The sequence below is a fragment of the Bradyrhizobium sp. USDA 4502 genome, assembly GCF_054063355.1.
Map to the genome: position 1 here is coordinate 689,983 of NZ_JBSSGF010000001.1, position 16,294 is coordinate 706,276.

Sequence of the window (16,294 nt, forward strand, 5' to 3'; positions counted from 1 at the left end):
CTGATTGTGGCGACCAGCGGCTCGGCGGACTTAGCTTGGCCCCAGCTTGAACTCCTCGCTGGGGCCGCTTCTTACGTGATCTTATTGGTGCGTTGTGACTAATCAGGGATCGACTAGAGAACCTTGTCGGCGCTATTTCTCTAAAGCTGGATCAGCAGGATGGATCGTCCATGCCTGAAGGAGATTCGACTAACGACCGCTCTCGTGACGCATCCGTTTCTTAGCCAGCGTGTATTCCGCAGCGACTTCCTTCGCCTGAGCCGAATTTATTCTTTTGGCCGCCGCCAGATAGCCCTGCGTTCCCAAGAAGGATCTCGGCACGCCGCCACAACTGTGCTGGTCGGACAGCTGTGACAATGCCAAGCACCATGTTCGTTGTTGCTCGCCCGAGTGTTGAGGTCCGCAGCTTGGCTGGCAGAACGCTACAGTAAATGTACATCGCTTGCGGCTTCGTTCAGAGCTTTGTCGGCTCTTCGGCCTTCGGCCATTGCCTCTACAGCCCCGACAACGCGGCGGCGCGCGGCTTGATTTTTGATCGATCGAAATGCACGCAGCAATCGAAATATCTCTGCGGCGTCTCGAGCAAGTTGCTCCTTTGTCAAAACTCATTCCCCATCATGTGCCTCGCCCTGTGCGTCCCCAACTCAACCAGATAACATGCTGACACAACAGATCCTTGGATCGATCTGGAACGTTGGCTTCGAATTGAGAGGCCCGAAATCCGCCATCAGAGAACATGTGCCCATGGGACGTCATCAATATGCAGTGGTTGATGGGCAAAGCGCATTCCGGCACAAGGTGGGGGCAATTAGCGTACTTTCCGTAGCATACCTGACGGTTCATCCGCCGCTATGCTGAGGCCCATTCAATTATGCTCAACGCCGAGCGGCACCCGAAGAAGTCAGGCTACTAACTTAGGCGCCGATATAAATGGCGCGATGGTTTCGGCCGTTGGGGTTTTTCGCGGCCAATCGCCAATCCAGTTCCAGGCTGCAATAGGCCGCTGGTGCAAGCTTGCCCGAAGTCGAAAAACCCTGGCATTGCTGCCAGGGTTCCGTCGGTCGATCCTCTGAGAGGCCGATCAGAAGTCCATGCCGCCCATGCCCCCGCCCGGAGGCATGGCGGGCCCGGGCGCGATCTTCTTCGGCAGCTCAGCAACCATCGCTTCCGTGGTGATCAAGAGAGCCGCCACGGAGGAGGCGTTCTGGACCGCGATGCGCACGACCTTGGTCGGGTCGATAATGCCCTTGGAGACAAGGTTGCTGTACTCGCCAGTCTGCGCGTCGAAGCCGTAAGAGTACTGATCCTGCTCTAGGACTTTACCGACCACGACCGAGCCATCTTCACCGGCGTTGATCGCGATCTGCCGAGCCGGCCAAGATAGCGCCTTGCGCACGATCTCGACGCCGGTCTTCTGGTCGTCGTTCTTGGTGCGCAGGCCCTTGAGCTGCTCGGAGGCACGGAGCAAGGCGACGCCGCCGCCCGGGAGAATGCCTTCCTCGACAGCCGCGCGGGTCGCGTGCATCGCGTCATCAACGCGATCCTTGCGCTCCTTCACCTCGACTTCGGTCGCGCCGCCGACGCGGATCACCGCGACGCCGCCTGCGAGCTTGGCGAGACGCTCCTGCAGCTTCTCACGGTCGTAGTCCGAGGTGGTTTCCTCGATCTGCGCCTTGATCTGGGCAACGCGGGCGTCGATGTCGGCCTTCTTGCCGGCGCCGTTGACGATCGTGGTGTTCTCCTTGTCGATCATCACCTTCTTGGCGCGACCGAGCATCTGCAGCGTGACGTTCTCGAGCTTGATGCCGAGGTCTTCCGAGATGGCCTGGCCGCCGGTCAGGATCGCGACGTCCTGCAGCATGGCCTTGCGGCGATCGCCGAAGCCCGGAGCCTTGACGGCCGCGACCTTCAGGCCGCCACGCAGGCGGTTGACGACGAGAGTGGCGAGAGCTTCGCCTTCGACGTCCTCGGCGACGATGACCAGCGGCTTGCCGGTCTGCACCACGGCCTCGAGCAGCGGCAGCAGCTCGTTCAGCGAGGAGAGCTTCTTCTCGTTGATCAGGATGTAGGCGTCGTCCATCTCAACGCGCATCTTGTCGGCGTTGGTGACGAAGTAGGGCGAGATGTAGCCGCGGTCGAACTGCATGCCCTCGACGACGTCGAGCTCGGTCTCGAGCGACTTGGCTTCCTCGACCGTGATCACGCCCTCGTTGCCGACCTTCTTCATGGCGTCGGCGAGGAACTTGCCGATCTCGGCATCGCCGTTGGCCGAAATGGTGCCGACCTGGGCGATCTCCTCGTTCGAGGTGACCTTCTTCGAGTTCTTCTGGAGGTCCGCAACGACGGCTTCGACCGCGAGGTCGATACCGCGCTTCAGATCCATCGGGTTCATGCCGGCGGCAACCGACTTGGCGCCTTCGCGCACGATCGCAGCCGCAAGCACGGTCGCCGTGGTGGTGCCGTCGCCGGCCGCGTCCGCCGCCTTGGCCGCAACCTCGCGCACCATCTGAGCGCCCATATTCTCGAACTTTTCTTCGAGCTCCACTTCCTTGGCGACGGCGACGCCGTCTTTGGTGATGCGGGGAGCGCCGAACGACTTCTCAAGCACCACGTTGCGGCCCTTCGGACCGAGGGTGACCTGCACGGCATTGGCGAGGATGTCGACACCGCGCAACATGCGGTCTCGCGCTTCTACGCCGAACTTGACTTCCTTGGCTGACATAATCGAATTCCTCAGTGTAATTCCTCATCCTGCGGTACGCCCGGCAAGGCGCTCGTCAGGGCTGAGCGGTGGGAGCGCTGGACTAGGCGGCTTTCTTCTTGGAAAACACATCGGTGAGAACGCCCATGATATCGCTCTCCTTCATGATTAACAGCTCCTGACCGTCGACCTTGACCTCGGTGCCTGACCACTTTCCGAACAGCACGCGATCGCCGACCTCCACGTCGATCGGAATCAGCTTACCGGCCTCGTCACGGCCGCCTGGGCCAACCGCTACGATTTCGCCCTGCGAGGGCTTTTCCTTGGCTGTGTCGGGAATGATGATGCCGCCAGCTGTCTTCTCTTCAGCGTCGATGCGCTTGACCACGACGCGGTCGTGAAGCGGACGGAAATTCATGCAAGCCTCCTGAGCATTTGAACGAGTAGAGATGGGCACATTGTGAACAGCCCAATTACTGCAAGAGCCAGGCCAGAGATGAGCGGAGCAATCCGCCTGCAGTTCTGCTGAATCTCGCACTTGGCCGGCGCGTTCATTCGTCCGGAAGCAAACGCTCTCATGTACACAGCTCGCCAAGCTGTTACGAATCTGACATTGCGTTTCGTCAAAGCTCGAGTTTATTGCCAGCGCATTGGCCAAATCGTGCACGCTGGCGCAGCAAGGTCTGGCCATTCACGAGAACCCGGAGGACGATCGACGGATGGACGGCAATCGAGCGCGGACAGTCTCTTTCGTAGCTTTTCCACGGATCTTCGTTGTCAGCCCGCAGACCAAATCTGCTCATACGAATTCGGCTGGGAGCAACTATGCGGCCGCCCTGGTTTGTGTCGACGGCATTTCAATGGCGCTGACTGATCAAGGGAATTAGACCGGCATATGGAATATATACGTTGATATACGTTGTGCCGAAGCGTCTGGCGTGTGATTGCGGATTTGAAGACGAATTCAACCGATCTCCGCGCCAATGGAAAAACAACCTGTGTCGTCGTCTGTAGAAGTACATCAGCATATCATCTCACTTCTTCAGAAGCCGAATCCGGTCATCCTGGATATCGGTTGCAATGACGGAACCGATACGCAGCATTTTCTTACCCTGTGCCCACAAGCTCAGCTTTACTGCTTTGAGCCGGACCCTCGGGCGATCGCGCGCTTCAAAAAGAAGTTGGGTCCTTCCCTCGCGAAGGTGAAGCTGCTTGAAATCGCGATCAGTGATCGAAACGGGACGATCGATTTCCATCCAAGCAATGCGGATGGAGATGCAAAAGAATGGGATCTCTCCGGCTCAATACGCCGGCCGAAAAACCATCTTACCGAGTATGATTGGGTTCGGTTCGATCGCCCGTTCTCGGTTGAAACCCGACGGCTGGACGATTGGTGCAGCGACGCCAAGGTGAATGCGGTCGATTTCATCTGGATGGATGTCCAAGGCGCGGAGGCGGACGTCATCGCTGGCGGCATGCAGACCTTGAGCAACACGCGATTCATCTACACGGAATATAGCGACAGAGAGCTCTACGAAGGGCAGCTGTCGATGCAAGCCATTCTTGATCTATTACCATCATTCGAAGTGGCGGCCCATTATCCCCGGGCTGTGGAAGGTGATATACTGCTCAGGAATACGCGCTTTTAGCGCCTGCCACCTATCCGCTCCTCATTCACCTCTGGAAGGCTTGCTGCGTATTCTCTCCAGCGTGCCGCTGCATGACGGCCGATTACCGAGCAAAACGATGCGGTGGTCCGGATAGGTGCGCTCTGAACATTTCTTTCACATCTCCGGTCGCCATGCAGTCTTGGCGATCGTATAGGTAGGATCGCTCGACGGTCTTTGTGATGGTCTGACAATCATTTATTCGGCGAGCTCGCCACGGTCAGCGACCCCGCGGCCAGCAGCTCGAGCCTTCTCAGATGCATGAACCAGCACTGCCAGCCGACGCTCTAAGCGCTTAATCGTCTGAACTGCTGCTGCGTGCTCTGGCCCTCTAGGAAGCCGATCCACTGCTTTGAATAAATGCCAGAGCAATTGCATCAGTTCTCGTAGATCCTTAAGACTCGCCACTTCGATTGCGCGCTTAGTGCTGTTGTTGTGCCGATGAGAAAGCATGCTGAAGCATTCCCGTTCAGCCCAAGTCAATCGCCCAGCGAGGTGAGTATAGCGAGCTGGTCGTCTTCGTCAGCTGCAGCTCGTATTCTGCGTTGCTGGTAGAAAGCATCGTCGATGAGAACCTCTGCGTCATCACTTTGCGAATACAACTGCATTAGCACATGAGACCAAAAAACGTCCGATCCGTGCGGAAAGCGAATCCATCCATTGAACGAAGACTTGCAACGACCGTGCCATCGCTAACTCAATTCAGAAAAGCACGATATGGGGATGCTAGCTCGCAGTTGATCGGCGTTGTAAACCCGACATGCAGGTCGGCACTGTGCCTGTTGCTGTCAGGAATGAGAATTTCTGGCTTGGGCTGGCGACTCATCTTGATCGCTCGCGCCACCCGTGAGAAAGTCGTCCAAACCAAAACGTAGAGCGGATAGGGCGTATGCTTGCGTCTGCCTCCCTGGAGGTGTCGCTCTAGGCAGGGTTTGATCGAATTTCCTAGATTTGACCTCGCTTCTGATCACCCAAGCACGGATAAACTGATTGTAGCCCGGGCCGTTCGGGCCGTTCTTGGTCGACTTTCAGCCACCTTCGTCAGTCGATGGAGAGTTGCCGTGGTGGATGAGCGCGGCCGATCAGATGGGCCTGTGCAGCCACTTCAGCAAGATAGTGATCCATCGCGCTTCGCGCGGTGGCTGTACCAGGGTGGCGGAAATTCGCGGAAATCCCGTCCTGCCAGCGACTGACCCATAGGTACGTCTCGCAAGCATCAGAGCTGCGGCTGATCAGAAATCTCGTCCGCCAGTCGGGCCAGCAGTCCGACCCAGGCACCGTCCGATTGTCCATGTAGGATACCATGAAGCGGTCGCGCAGTGTGGTGCCGAGCAGCTCCATCGCCTTCGAAAATGGCACTTGAGCTGTTTTCTTGGCGCGCTTGAGCTCGAGCCGGGCGGCGTGCAGGATTTCAGGCAACGTATCAGCCACCCGGAAGCTCACCGGACTCATCCCGACATACCATCCAACCGAACGCATCGAGCGCAGATCGTACCGGGTGTGAAAGGGCGCAACGGCGTGGAATTGTCGTTGGCTCGCTAGTGTCTTTCCTGCCAGCGCCAGACAGGCGAAAATTCCCGTCGCCGTGTTTCCGCCCTGAGCCCTGCAGCCGCGATCGAATTCGGATGCCCCAGCCGCATCGAGCAGCCACATTTGTCCGCTGCGCTGCAAGGAACCCTCCGGCACATCGAATGTTAGCGGAAAGTCGGGCAATTGACCGCCATTCGCCGCGATCAGCTCGCGCCAGTGGCCGATAGCGGGATGGTCATCGGTTAGGCCGGTCACCCGCTCTCGTTCGGCCTCGGCGTGATCCAGATAGCTGTGCGCCGCTGCCAACTGGGGGGCCATTCCATGGATCGCGGCAGTGTACAATTCGCGGATCTCATACGGTACCAAGGCCATCGAGTAGGCATCGCTAACAGAGTGGTCGCAGGCGAGCAGGAGGCTCGTGGATGTCGGCCGGCTGATCGTCACAAAGACATACGCCGGCCAGCGCAGGGCGGTGGTCTCCGCGTCAAACAGCTTTTCCAGGAGCTGAGCAAAATCGTCGCCATCGACGCGGTCACCCACTACGGTTTTCTCAAGCGCCACCGCGCCCGGATCAATCGTTGTGCGATGAATTGCTGACCCATCCTTGGTCAAGCGGCTGCGTAATACCTCGTGCCGGTTGACCCAGCCGAGGATCGCTTTGCTTAGCGCGGCGGCGTTGAACTCGCCAGGCAAGTCGAATGCTGCGCCAAGCCAACCCGGTCGGCCATCGTCCGCAGAGCGAAGATGTTCCTCTTGAACATAGGACGGGCGGCGCGGGTCAGGCCGCCAGCTGATAGGGTCGGGGACGTTGACTCGCCACACCATGAGCCGGCCTGGCCGCCGATCAAGATCGCCGAACTCTTTGATGTCCATGAGGGGTCCCTCGCAGTCACCGACGCAAGCTGCGCGTGTGGCGCAGCGGCGACCGCAAAATCCACACTATCGAGGCCGTGCCAAGCACGCTGCTCGCGAGCAATGTGGTACGCAGGCTCGTTGCAGCAGCGGCCGCGCCGCCAGCCAGCGCACCCAATGAGGCCAGTCCCCACACCACGCTGCGGATACTCGCATTGACCCGGCCCTGTAAGTGCTGCGGCACCAACACATATCGAATGGGAACCTGCTGCACGTTGTAAATCCCTTGGCCGATCCACAGAATGAATTGGGAAAGTGCCACGCATGCAACCGCGGCCCACAAGGGTTGGGTGAGCAGGGTCGTCAAGCTCATTCCTCCGGCGCTCACCGCCAAACCGATCATTAAAATTGGGCCGAGGCCAATTGCCCGGCCCGCCCGCGGTGAGATAGCCGCGCCGATCACTCCACCAAGCGCGCCGATGCCGAGCACCATGCCGACGACCCGGCTGTCGAGCCCGAGATCCTTGGTCAGATGCAGCAGAAAGACCGCAGAATACGCGTTGTGCCAAAAGATGAATGTGCCGCTGGCCAACGTGACTGCCCTCAAAATCGGATTGCCGAACACGCTCGCCAGCCCCTCTGCTACTTGTCCGAGCACCGCGCTCGATGCGGCCTCTGAGCACCGAGCGCGACGCATCGGCACCAGCGACAGCAACGCGGCGGCAAGCAGAAACGAAACCGAGTCCGCCAGTATTGCGGTCGGGGCGGAGAATTCGTTGACGAGCCAACCGGCCAGGAACGGACCTGCCGCCATCGCGCCCGCTTGGCTGAGCTCCAATGAACTCTGCGCCCGAACCAGCTGTGAGCGGTCGAGGACGGTGGGTATGCACGCCAAATAAGCTACGTCAGCGATCACTGCGGCGATCCCAACCAGCATGCTTGTCATGTACAATTGAACCAGTCCAAGATGTCCAAGGCTGGCGAACAAGGGAATCGTGGCCAGCGTCGCCGCCATCACCAGATTGGCGGTCAAAAGGATCCGCCGATGCGGGAGGCGGTCCACAATGACCCCGGCCAACAGACTCACCACCAGGTATGGCGCCCGACCGCAGGCCAAGAGCAATCCCGTTTGCGTCGGGCCAGCGTCCAGCCAGGTGATTGCGGTTAGCGGCAGCGCTAGCATGGTTACATTGGAGCCCAGCAGCGAAATAGTTTGGCCGACGAGCAACGCAAGATAGCTTCGTTGCAGTCCGCGCAGCGGGACGAACCGGCGCGGGCGGCTCACGCGTCGCCAGACAGGCTGCGAACCGACAAATATCCCAGTCGGCTCAGCTCACTTTCGGCGATCTGCTCGAACTCCTCGATCTGGCCTCGCGTCAGATCTTGGACGTAACGACCGATCCTGCCTTGGTGCAGCGGCTTGCCCGTCGCCTCGGCCGCCGGATGGCCGTGCGGTTGCTCGAACAATACGTGCTCATATTCAGCGTGACGTAGCACGGCCTCATCCCAAGGCAGGCCGAGGTGATCCAGAATTCGGGCCAGAGTGGGACGGGGACTGCTTACAAGATCCTCGTAACGCACCTCGAGATAACGACCAGGCGGCGCAATTCGATGCGGCTGGGATACCACCTCGAGCCAACCGCGCGCGGCGTCGGCAACCGTTCGATATCCCCAATCAGGAACGGTATTCAGATGAGAGGCGGCAACGTCGCGGCCGTCCCGCACGATATGAACGAAATGTGCGCGCGGCCACAGCCGGGCGAAGTCGTCGGTTTGGGCGATCTTACGCTGTAGTTTCAAGCCCCAGCGCTGGGCCCCACTACGTGCTCGGCGCAACTCGCCGATCTCGTTGATAAGGCGGCATCGGGCGGCGAACGAAACAATATCGTCGCCCGTCTCGGCCATCACCTTGCTGACCAATTCACGGATATCATCGAAGTCGAGGCCGAATCGGCGGCACTGGACCACAAAATGCATCCCGTCATACCAGAACGGGTCGACAGTGTTTTTGGTCATGCCCGCGACCCGGAAATCGCCGGGCGCGAGCAGGTCGATCGCGCGCAAGATGTGCGGACCGAGATTGAGTGGTTCGAGGAAGTCTATCTCCGGCCCGACTACCAAATCCAGATGCGAATCCAGCACGATGCTCAGCAATGTGGTGCCCGAGCGGTTCTCGCCGCCGAGCAGCACCGGGGATGTGGAAAATGGATTGGGCAGCGGCATGGCCGTGTTCTCCGTTGGAAAATGCGTGCTCATCCGCAGCCGGGTGCGGTGAACCAGCGCCGAACCGCCCCCGGAGTGGCCACGAAATGGTCCCTGGCGAACCGTACAGCGGCTGCGACTGGATCCGGGTCGCTGCCGATGTTTTCCATGCGGGACAGCGCCGCCGGCAGAGCCTCTCCAGCAGCTTCGATGGCCGCCTGCACATCGGCGCCGGATAGCGCCGCCGACGGCATGAAGCGGCCGCCGTACTGCATAAGAAAGCCCCGCGCCCACATCTCCTGGAAAAAGGCGTGGCCAAGTTCAGCGTTGGCAAATACGACATCGAACATAGTCGGCCAGGCGAATGCCCATGCTGCGACCTGTTGTCTGGCGAAGACCTCGTTAAGCCCCTTGATCAGTTGATCGCCAACCTCGCGCATCCGAGCCAGCAAGGTCCCGTCGCGCAGCGCGTGCAGGGTGCTTAGTGCGGCCGCGAATGGGGTAACCTCGCGCTGGTAAGTGTTGCCCATGTATGTCTTCTCCGCGGCGGCGAGTACGTCCGCGCGCCCCGCGACTGCGGACAGCGCCATTCCATTGGCCAATCCCTTGCTTAGCGTGATCAGATCGGGTGTGATGCCGACCGCCATATGGTAGCCGCCAATGCCGTAGCGGAATCCGGTCATCACCTCGTCAAGTATGAGCAAGGCGCCGTGCCGATGCACCAGCCTTTGTAATTCCTGATGGTATTCGGGCGGGAAGAAGTTGACTTCCGGAGTGATGATCACCGCGGCGACGCGCTGGACACTTGCCAGCTCGTCGAGCAAGTCTAGATTGTAGCGGAAATCCACGCTGTCTCGATCCCGATTGGGTAGCCCCATTTCGGGCCGGTCCTGCAACTGCCAGTCGTGCCAGCCATGATATCCGCTGGTAAGCACATGGTTCAGGCCTGTGAATGAGCGGGCAAGGCGGACGGCGGCGGTGGTCGCACAGGATCCCGTGCGGAAGAACATTGAACGTTCCGCGACGGGGAAGATCTCCGCCAACCGCTCGGCCAATTCGACCCGGTGCACGGACAGGGGGCCGGGCAATATGCCGCCGGTACGGCGCATCTCGGCGGCTGCGTGCTCCACGACCGGCTCGTATCCGGCTCCGAGCGGCGCAGCACCACTACAGGAGGTGAAATCGACATATTGCCTTCCATTGATGTCCCATGCATGCGCACCCGAGGCGCGCGTCAATACGACCGGAAAACGCCTATTGAGATCCCACTTCTCCGACGCGGTGACGCGCAACGCGCGGCGTAGTGCTGATCCGTGCGCGTCGATCACGGCCACAGTGGTAGTCGGGCTGGCGATGGACATGAGCCCTCTCCGTTTGATAATCATGCCCTTAGGCGAGCTGCGTGACTATTCTTCGAGCGATCCGTAACGCGTTCGCCTGAATGGTGAATGTCGGATTGACGCCTCCGGAATAGGGAAAGAAGCCGCCATCCGCGACATAGACATTGTCGATGTCATGCACCCGGCCCCAGCGGTCGACCACGGATTGGGTCGGATCGACACCGGCACGGCAGCCGCCATGCAGATGTCCGCTGCCGAACTGATAATTGGAATCCTGATAATCGACTTGTTTCACACCGGCCTCCGTCAGCAAGTTCGACGCACGTCGGCACAAATAGCCTAATCGGCGTTTGTCCAGCGGATGGGTCCAGTAATCGAGAATGATCTTCGGCAAACCCAGCCGATCCAGGCTGGTGGCAAGTCGGACCGCATTGTTGCGCATGGGTTGGTCGGCCGCCAGGAAATGCAGCCGTAGTGTTATCTTTCCGTCGCGGTCCGTGCGCTCAACCCGACTCGCTTCGTAGATCATTCCGCCGAGTCCCGAAGGAGCATCCTCGTCCAGGTAGTGATCGGAGATCGCAACGGTGGAGAATGGGCCACCGGCGGGGCGCGCGGGCATTGCATCTATTGCGGTGCTACCGGACACGTAGCCGCTGATTTTAAACGAGATGCCACTGCCGACCATGCCGGAGGCGTTGCCGATGCCGTTGGGCGCCGCCCGCTGAGCCGACCTTAGCAGTAGGGCGGCAGACTGCACTGCGTTGCCGGCGAGTACCACGCAGCGTGCGCGGATCCGAGCGCGTTGTCGCCTGAGAGTATCCAGCCATTCCACGGAATCCGCGCGGCTGACGTTAGCCAGGTCGATGCGCACAGCCTTGCTGCCGAGTGCAACTGTCAGCGCGCCGGGCGGCAGGGCGACATCTGTGAACGGCGAGCGTGCGTCGGCCCGCGCGCCGGTAGGACACAGATGCTCGTTGCAAGTTCCGTTGCAATGGCAGGCTGGCCGGCCGCGATAGGGTACGGAGTTGATAGCCAATGGGGTGGGAAAAGGTAGCTGGCCTAGGCGTCCGCCGGCATCGGCGATCAGCCGCCCCTTCGCGCTGTAATCATGCGGGGGCAGAACGGGAGGATCGCTCGGTGGTTCGAACGGGTCTGCCCCGGCTAGGCGGGCCACTCCTATGCGCCGTTCTAGCTCCTCGTAAAACGGGCGTAGTTCGGCGTAGTTGATCGGCCAGGTAGGGTCAAGCGCGTCTCCGGCCACGTGCGCTCGCGCGTCAAAATCGATGGTCCGATAGCGGAAGGCTATTCCGGCGTACAAAGTCATTCCGCCGCCGAGCGCGCACACGGTCCAGGGACGTCCAAACGGCGTCAACGTACCTGCCGCAGACTTCACCAGCGCGGTATCCATACCATCTTGGACGCTCGCCAGCGAGGCGTCGGGAGGAAGCGCCCGACCTTCCTCGAGGAGGAGCACTCGCAAACCGTGCTGCGCGATCTCGTATGCAACGGTCGAGCCGCTGGCACCACTCCCGATCACGCATACATCAACGATATCGGCCCTCATAATCCCACCTTTGGCAACAAATATCGACGATGCGCAATCAAAGCCCCATTCATCAGTGACTGGCTGCCTGAGACAGCTGGCATAGCCAACGATGAACGCGCGGCATTTGCACGATTACCCAAGACTATCCGGTGTGGTTTCGTTCAGCTGATCAACTGCTGCGTATCATTGCGAACTACCGCAAGATCGTACAATGTGACGCTACGTACGATTCAAGGCTATCCAAGTCGCAACCGCATGAATATGACTAATGGCTCTTCAGAAGCCGCGACACCATCGAATAGAACTATGGGATCAGGCAGTTGTCCAATCCAGCTAACCTTCCGGATGTGGGTGAGAAAACGTGTTTGCACGATGAGCGGGTGCTCGCGAGCTTTTTTGATTAAGCGTCGTCAAAAGGCCGTGCGGCTCGCGTTTTGCAGACCGCCGGGACTATTGATCTCCCGAATTCTTCGCAACTCATCAGGCGCCGGCTAGCAGGAACACCAAAGCCGCACATCATGCGGCAAAAAAAGCCCGGCCTCATTTTGAGAGCCGGGCCGAAGTTAGTCTGGGCGAACGAGACTCGTCGCGCCAGCTCCCGTCGACAGAGGGAGGGCTGCCGACGGTTATTTGCGGCAAAGCATTCACCGCAAATTCCAAACACGAAAGGATCGATGTCGAAAAGTCTGGCGTAGATTTCCTTTTTACCAAGGCGATATTCGCCGAACACTGACAGCCCGCGATCATCTGTCATCGTCGCTCATTCAATCGGCATGATTTCGAAGATCCTCCTAAAGTAGCGTCGACCGTGTCATTGTCTCGCCTCTGCCGGAGCGGCCCCGCCAGATTGCCAGGTACCCTTCGCGTCCTGCTTTGAAATGCTACAACGTGACGCTAGGTACGAATCAAGTCGCTTGAGCTGCGGCGTGCACCATGAAAATCCACGCTCTCCCGATCTTTTACAGGCAGCTAAGTAATCCGCGATCCGCAAGGGTGCGGGGTCGTATCTGCTTAGGTGAATGGGCTTGTACACGTGAACATTTGAGCGATTTCGCCGCACGATTTGTCGTACCCTCCGCAGAGATCACTACAGCGACGAAGTTCTGTGACGGCGACGCCGCGCAGGCAATGAGCTTTTGGTGCGGCAAGCAATACCCGTTCTATCGCCGGGGTGCGCGACCTATTGACACCTATCTCACCAGCTGCGTGGCCGTGACCATTCTGCGCGGTTCCCTTTGATGACGGCGCAATCCCGTCAGCGCACAGCCGCAGTCGCCAAAGCGAAAGATGTCAATGTTCAGGAGCGCTTTGCTGACGTCGGCTCGGCTGACATCTTCCGTATCGCAAACAAACTCAATTCCCACTATGGGGTTGGCGCAATCGCGCGGCGTAGTCGGTGCGCCATTCTTCTCAATTGTGAGTGCGAGTGAATGGTCCCCGCTCAACCCAGGAGGGCGCGGACATCTTGCGAGATAAAACTGCGTGCGTGATGCGGACCGCCGCCGCACTGAGGAGCCTTCGAAAACTATGGAATATGACTGCGAAAGGTTCCGACGGAGCGGCGATCGAAGCGGCCCAAGATAGAGCGTGGTTTCTAGGTTGGTGGGCCGCGGATCAGCCGCGCAATTGAAGATCTCCTCGCGCAAGCCCGGACTCGAAGAGGAACAAAGCTTTATTGCGTGCCGTCATGCCAGGCGAGATTTTGTACGATACGCTCAGATCTGTAGCCGCGATGGCACACTAGGCCGAGGTAGCGAGATCTTTGGATCGCTGCGTACAGTGTTTACTCGCGTAAAAATACGGGCTTTCTAGTAGAGTTCGGGCGTGGGATGTGCTTGAGCCGTCGTTCGTGACTACCTGCTCGGATTGAGGTCCAACATGAGTCATGCGGCTGGGGACCGCCATGAAGCATTGAAAGTGACGGAAGAAGAATGTGAGTTGGCGCGGTGCAGGCAGGAAATAGCCCGTCTCAAAGATCTAGTTGTGCAGCTTTCTCAACTGGTCTTGCGGCACGTCGCGGAAAATACCGAGGACCGAAAGCCACAGTGCAGGTGAGCCGCTTGGGCGTATGAGATAAATGACAGGGGATCGCAGTTAGACTTTCCGTTGTCATCGGCAGCGCGGCGTCCCCCGGGGGGAGGGGGGAGCGGCCCCGCCCTTGATTTCCATGGGGCGGGGCCGCAATTGCCAGTCGAACATCTTCGTGGAACGATGGGTGCCTGAGCTAACGCGCGTCGCGCGGTCCGATAGTCGAAACTCTCCATAAGCCGAAACCGATGACTGCAGTCCGGCGAAGGGATCCCTCATCGTGCCCGCCGCTAAAACGTCTGCGTTGGGCCAAGTTATCGGTTCCCATTGAGTCCAGGCCCGTGAGCGTTGAACCCGTGGCAGGCTAGTCGACCGGGAATAGGATCGAAACTGCGCATGTGCGTGCCCGCTTTAAACCGATGGCGGTCTATGGACACCAAGCTGCTCGATGACGCGCTTTGATATCTCTGCTGGATCGCCAACCCCGCTTGCGCCAAGCTCGATGGCCCTCTTGGCAATGATTTCGGCGATAGGGTCGTCTCGATCAACCAAGCAGAGCGAGCGCAGGCCCGTGCATTAGGCTGAGCTCAGACATTCAATTTCTTCCGGCCGTAGCTTGCTGCCTTGGAGCAGTCGACTCGATCGACATTAATCACCGTCCTGCCTCCTAAGGACGCTAACTTTGATGTCTCGCACTAAGATGCGTCAGAACGCGGTCGGGTTAGTCTCGCTATAGCCGCCTTTGTCGTCCCACCTATAAACGACATAGTCGAGCTGCTTGATATCACCCTTGGCGTCGTATTCCAGTGTGCCGATCACAGTGTCCCAAGAGCCCGCTTTGATCGTGTCCATCACCTTCTTTGGGTCGATGGTGCCGACTTTGGTTGCGGCCTGCATCCAGACCTGCACCGCAGCGTAAGTATAGAGCGTGTAGCCTTCGGGGTCGATATTCTTGGCCTTGAATTTATTGACGATCGCAGCTGCTGTCGACTTCTTGCGTGGGTCTGGTCCGAAGGTGAAGAGCGTACCTGCTCCAGCTGCGCCGGTGATAGAGGCAAATTCCTTGTCAGCCAACGCGTCACCCGACATGAGTACGGTCTTCAGGCCCTGATCGCGCATCTGGCGCAGGATAAGGCCCGCTTCCTGGTGGTAGCCGCCGACATAGACGAGGTCGATACTGTCATGCTTCAGTCGCGAGACAATCGCATTGAAATCCTTGTCGCCCTTGTTATAGGACTCGTACATCTTCTCAGCGATGCCCGCCTTGTTGAGTGCCTTCTTCGTCTCGTCGGCGAGTCCCTTACCATAAGTGGTCTTGTCATTCAGAATCGCGATGTTCTTGCCGCTGAAGTGCTTCGTGATGTACCGGGCGGCAACCTGCCCCTGCTGGTCGTCGCGGCCGCAGACGCGCGCCACGTTCCATAGCTTGCGCTCGGTGAATAGCGGGTTGGTCGAAGCCGGCGTGATCTGCAGCACACCGCCATCCGCATAGGCTTCCGAGGCCGGGATCGATGACGAGGAGCAAAAGTGCCCAGCAACGAACGGGATCTTAGCGGCAGCGACCTTTTCCGCTACCGATCGCGCCTGCTTGGGATCGCAGGCATCGTCCTCGATGTCGAGGGTGAGCTTCTTGCCGAGCACGCCGCCTGAAGCATTGATTTGCTCTACCGCCATCTCGGCGCCGTTCTTCATTTGCCGCCCGAAGGCAGACTCGCCCCCGGTTATTGGTCCGGCGACGGCGATGGTGATGTCCTCAGCCAACGCCGCGGTGAACATTGCAATCGATGCTCCAAGTGCAAAGCCGATCAGCTTGAGTGATTTCATGGGGTGGTCCTCACAGGGTGAACGCAACGGCGAGTAAGCTCGAGCAGAGCAAGGCGATCCCCAGCGGCGCTTGGTGCCAGGAAGCAACCAGAGATAAAGTCATGATCGCGCATCAAACAGTTCGATTGCACCGCCACGAGGGAGCAGGACCCATCTTGACTTGATGAAACCAGGTTCGGGAGCTATCGGCAGACAGTCCATCGCTCAGAAACAGTACATGACGATGTCGTTCCAGCAGGACAACGAGCCGGCTCGCATGCGAATAGGCAACGATAACGCAAACTTCTCCGTCCCGTCTCATCTTCGCCGCGCGTCCGATCCCATACCGCCCACTATCTCAATGACGGCGTTGTCTTGCTGAACACTAACTGAACCGAGCGTTTATGAAAGGAATAGATCAATCCGGAACGTACAGAGCTTGTCGCGTCTGAAGCGCCGCCTCTTAGACCAAGCGGTCGGTCGAGCCGAAAGCAGAGACGATCGTTCAGGTCGTGCGCGAACATTGTCCCTTGGGGGCGTACAAACACTTCATGCTCCGACGGCGTGATCGCCTCGATAGCGCGCGCAAGGCAACCAGCACGGTCTCAAATGAAAGCAAAGACGA

Annotated in this window: 9 protein-coding genes; 1 reads left to right on the top strand and 8 read right to left on the bottom strand. The window is 59.1% G+C overall.

Features of this window, described 5'->3' with window-relative positions:
- Positions 1–1,081: 1,081 nt before the first annotated feature.
- Entirely contained in the window at positions 1,082–2,722 is a 1,641-nt protein-coding gene (gene groL, locus ACVW1B_RS03180) for a chaperonin GroEL (RefSeq protein WP_225646396.1), read from the bottom strand.
- Between the two features lie 82 nt (positions 2,723–2,804).
- On the bottom strand, positions 2,805–3,119 hold the full coding sequence (gene groES, locus ACVW1B_RS03185) for a co-chaperone GroES (RefSeq protein WP_057018727.1): 315 nt from the start codon (positions 3,117–3,119) through the stop codon (positions 2,805–2,807).
- Between the two features lie 565 nt (positions 3,120–3,684).
- On the opposite strand from groES, the gene ACVW1B_RS03190 reads away from it, so the two are divergent.
- Positions 3,685–4,350, top strand: coding sequence for an FkbM family methyltransferase (locus tag ACVW1B_RS03190; RefSeq protein ID WP_253603386.1), 666 nt, complete (start codon positions 3,685–3,687; stop codon positions 4,348–4,350).
- A 1,059-nt stretch (positions 4,351–5,409) separates the two neighbouring features.
- On the opposite strand, the gene ACVW1B_RS03195 is transcribed toward ACVW1B_RS03190, so the two are convergent.
- The 6 genes from ACVW1B_RS03195 to ACVW1B_RS03220 all read right to left on the bottom strand — a co-directional run bounded on the left by ACVW1B_RS03195 (position 5,410) and on the right by ACVW1B_RS03220 (position 15,690).
- On the bottom strand, positions 5,410–6,771 hold the full coding sequence (locus ACVW1B_RS03195) for a condensation domain-containing protein (RefSeq protein WP_253603384.1): 1,362 nt from the start codon (positions 6,769–6,771) through the stop codon (positions 5,410–5,412).
- A 16-nt stretch (positions 6,772–6,787) separates the two neighbouring features.
- The gene (locus tag ACVW1B_RS03200; protein WP_253603382.1) at positions 6,788–8,035 is read right to left on the bottom strand and encodes an MFS transporter; all 1,248 of its coding nucleotides are present in this window, start codon (positions 8,033–8,035) and stop codon (positions 6,788–6,790) included.
- Positions 8,032–8,973: a sulfotransferase gene (locus ACVW1B_RS03205; RefSeq protein WP_253603379.1), complete on the bottom strand. Its 942-nt coding sequence runs from the start codon at positions 8,971–8,973 to the stop codon at positions 8,032–8,034. The genes ACVW1B_RS03200 and ACVW1B_RS03205 overlap by 4 nt, the downstream gene beginning before the upstream one ends.
- Before the next feature lie 29 nt (positions 8,974–9,002).
- Entirely contained in the window at positions 9,003–10,313 is a 1,311-nt protein-coding gene (locus ACVW1B_RS03210; RefSeq protein WP_253603377.1) for an aminotransferase class III-fold pyridoxal phosphate-dependent enzyme, read from the bottom strand.
- Between the two features lie 28 nt (positions 10,314–10,341).
- Positions 10,342–11,856 carry an FAD-dependent oxidoreductase gene (locus ACVW1B_RS03215; protein ID WP_253603375.1) on the bottom strand — a complete coding sequence of 505 codons (1,515 nt, stop codon included), beginning with the start codon at positions 11,854–11,856 and terminating at the stop codon, positions 10,342–10,344.
- 2,715 nt (positions 11,857–14,571) lie between these two features.
- The gene (locus ACVW1B_RS03220) at positions 14,572–15,690 is read right to left on the bottom strand and encodes a branched-chain amino acid ABC transporter substrate-binding protein (protein WP_253603373.1); all 1,119 of its coding nucleotides are present in this window, start codon (positions 15,688–15,690) and stop codon (positions 14,572–14,574) included.
- Positions 15,691–16,294 lie beyond the last annotated feature (604 nt).

Bases quoted from the DNA above. Each gene is read 5' to 3' on its own strand.
- groL (WP_225646396.1), bottom strand. From the start codon at position 2,722: ATGTCAGCCAAGGAAGTCAAGTTCGGCGTAGAAGCGCGAGACCGCATG.
- groES (WP_057018727.1), bottom strand. From the start codon at position 3,119: ATGAATTTCCGTCCGCTTCACGACCGCGTCGTGGTCAAGCGCATCGAC.
- ACVW1B_RS03190 (WP_253603386.1), top strand. From the start codon at position 3,685: ATGGAAAAACAACCTGTGTCGTCGTCTGTAGAAGTACATCAGCATATC.
- ACVW1B_RS03195 (WP_253603384.1), bottom strand. From the start codon at position 6,771: ATGGACATCAAAGAGTTCGGCGATCTTGATCGGCGGCCAGGCCGGCTC.
- ACVW1B_RS03205 (WP_253603379.1), bottom strand. From the start codon at position 8,973: ATGCCGCTGCCCAATCCATTTTCCACATCCCCGGTGCTGCTCGGCGGC.
- ACVW1B_RS03210 (WP_253603377.1), bottom strand. From the start codon at position 10,313: ATGTCCATCGCCAGCCCGACTACCACTGTGGCCGTGATCGACGCGCAC.
- ACVW1B_RS03215 (WP_253603375.1), bottom strand. From the start codon at position 11,856: ATGAGGGCCGATATCGTTGATGTATGCGTGATCGGGAGTGGTGCCAGC.
- ACVW1B_RS03220 (WP_253603373.1), bottom strand. From the start codon at position 15,690: ATGAAATCACTCAAGCTGATCGGCTTTGCACTTGGAGCATCGATTGCA.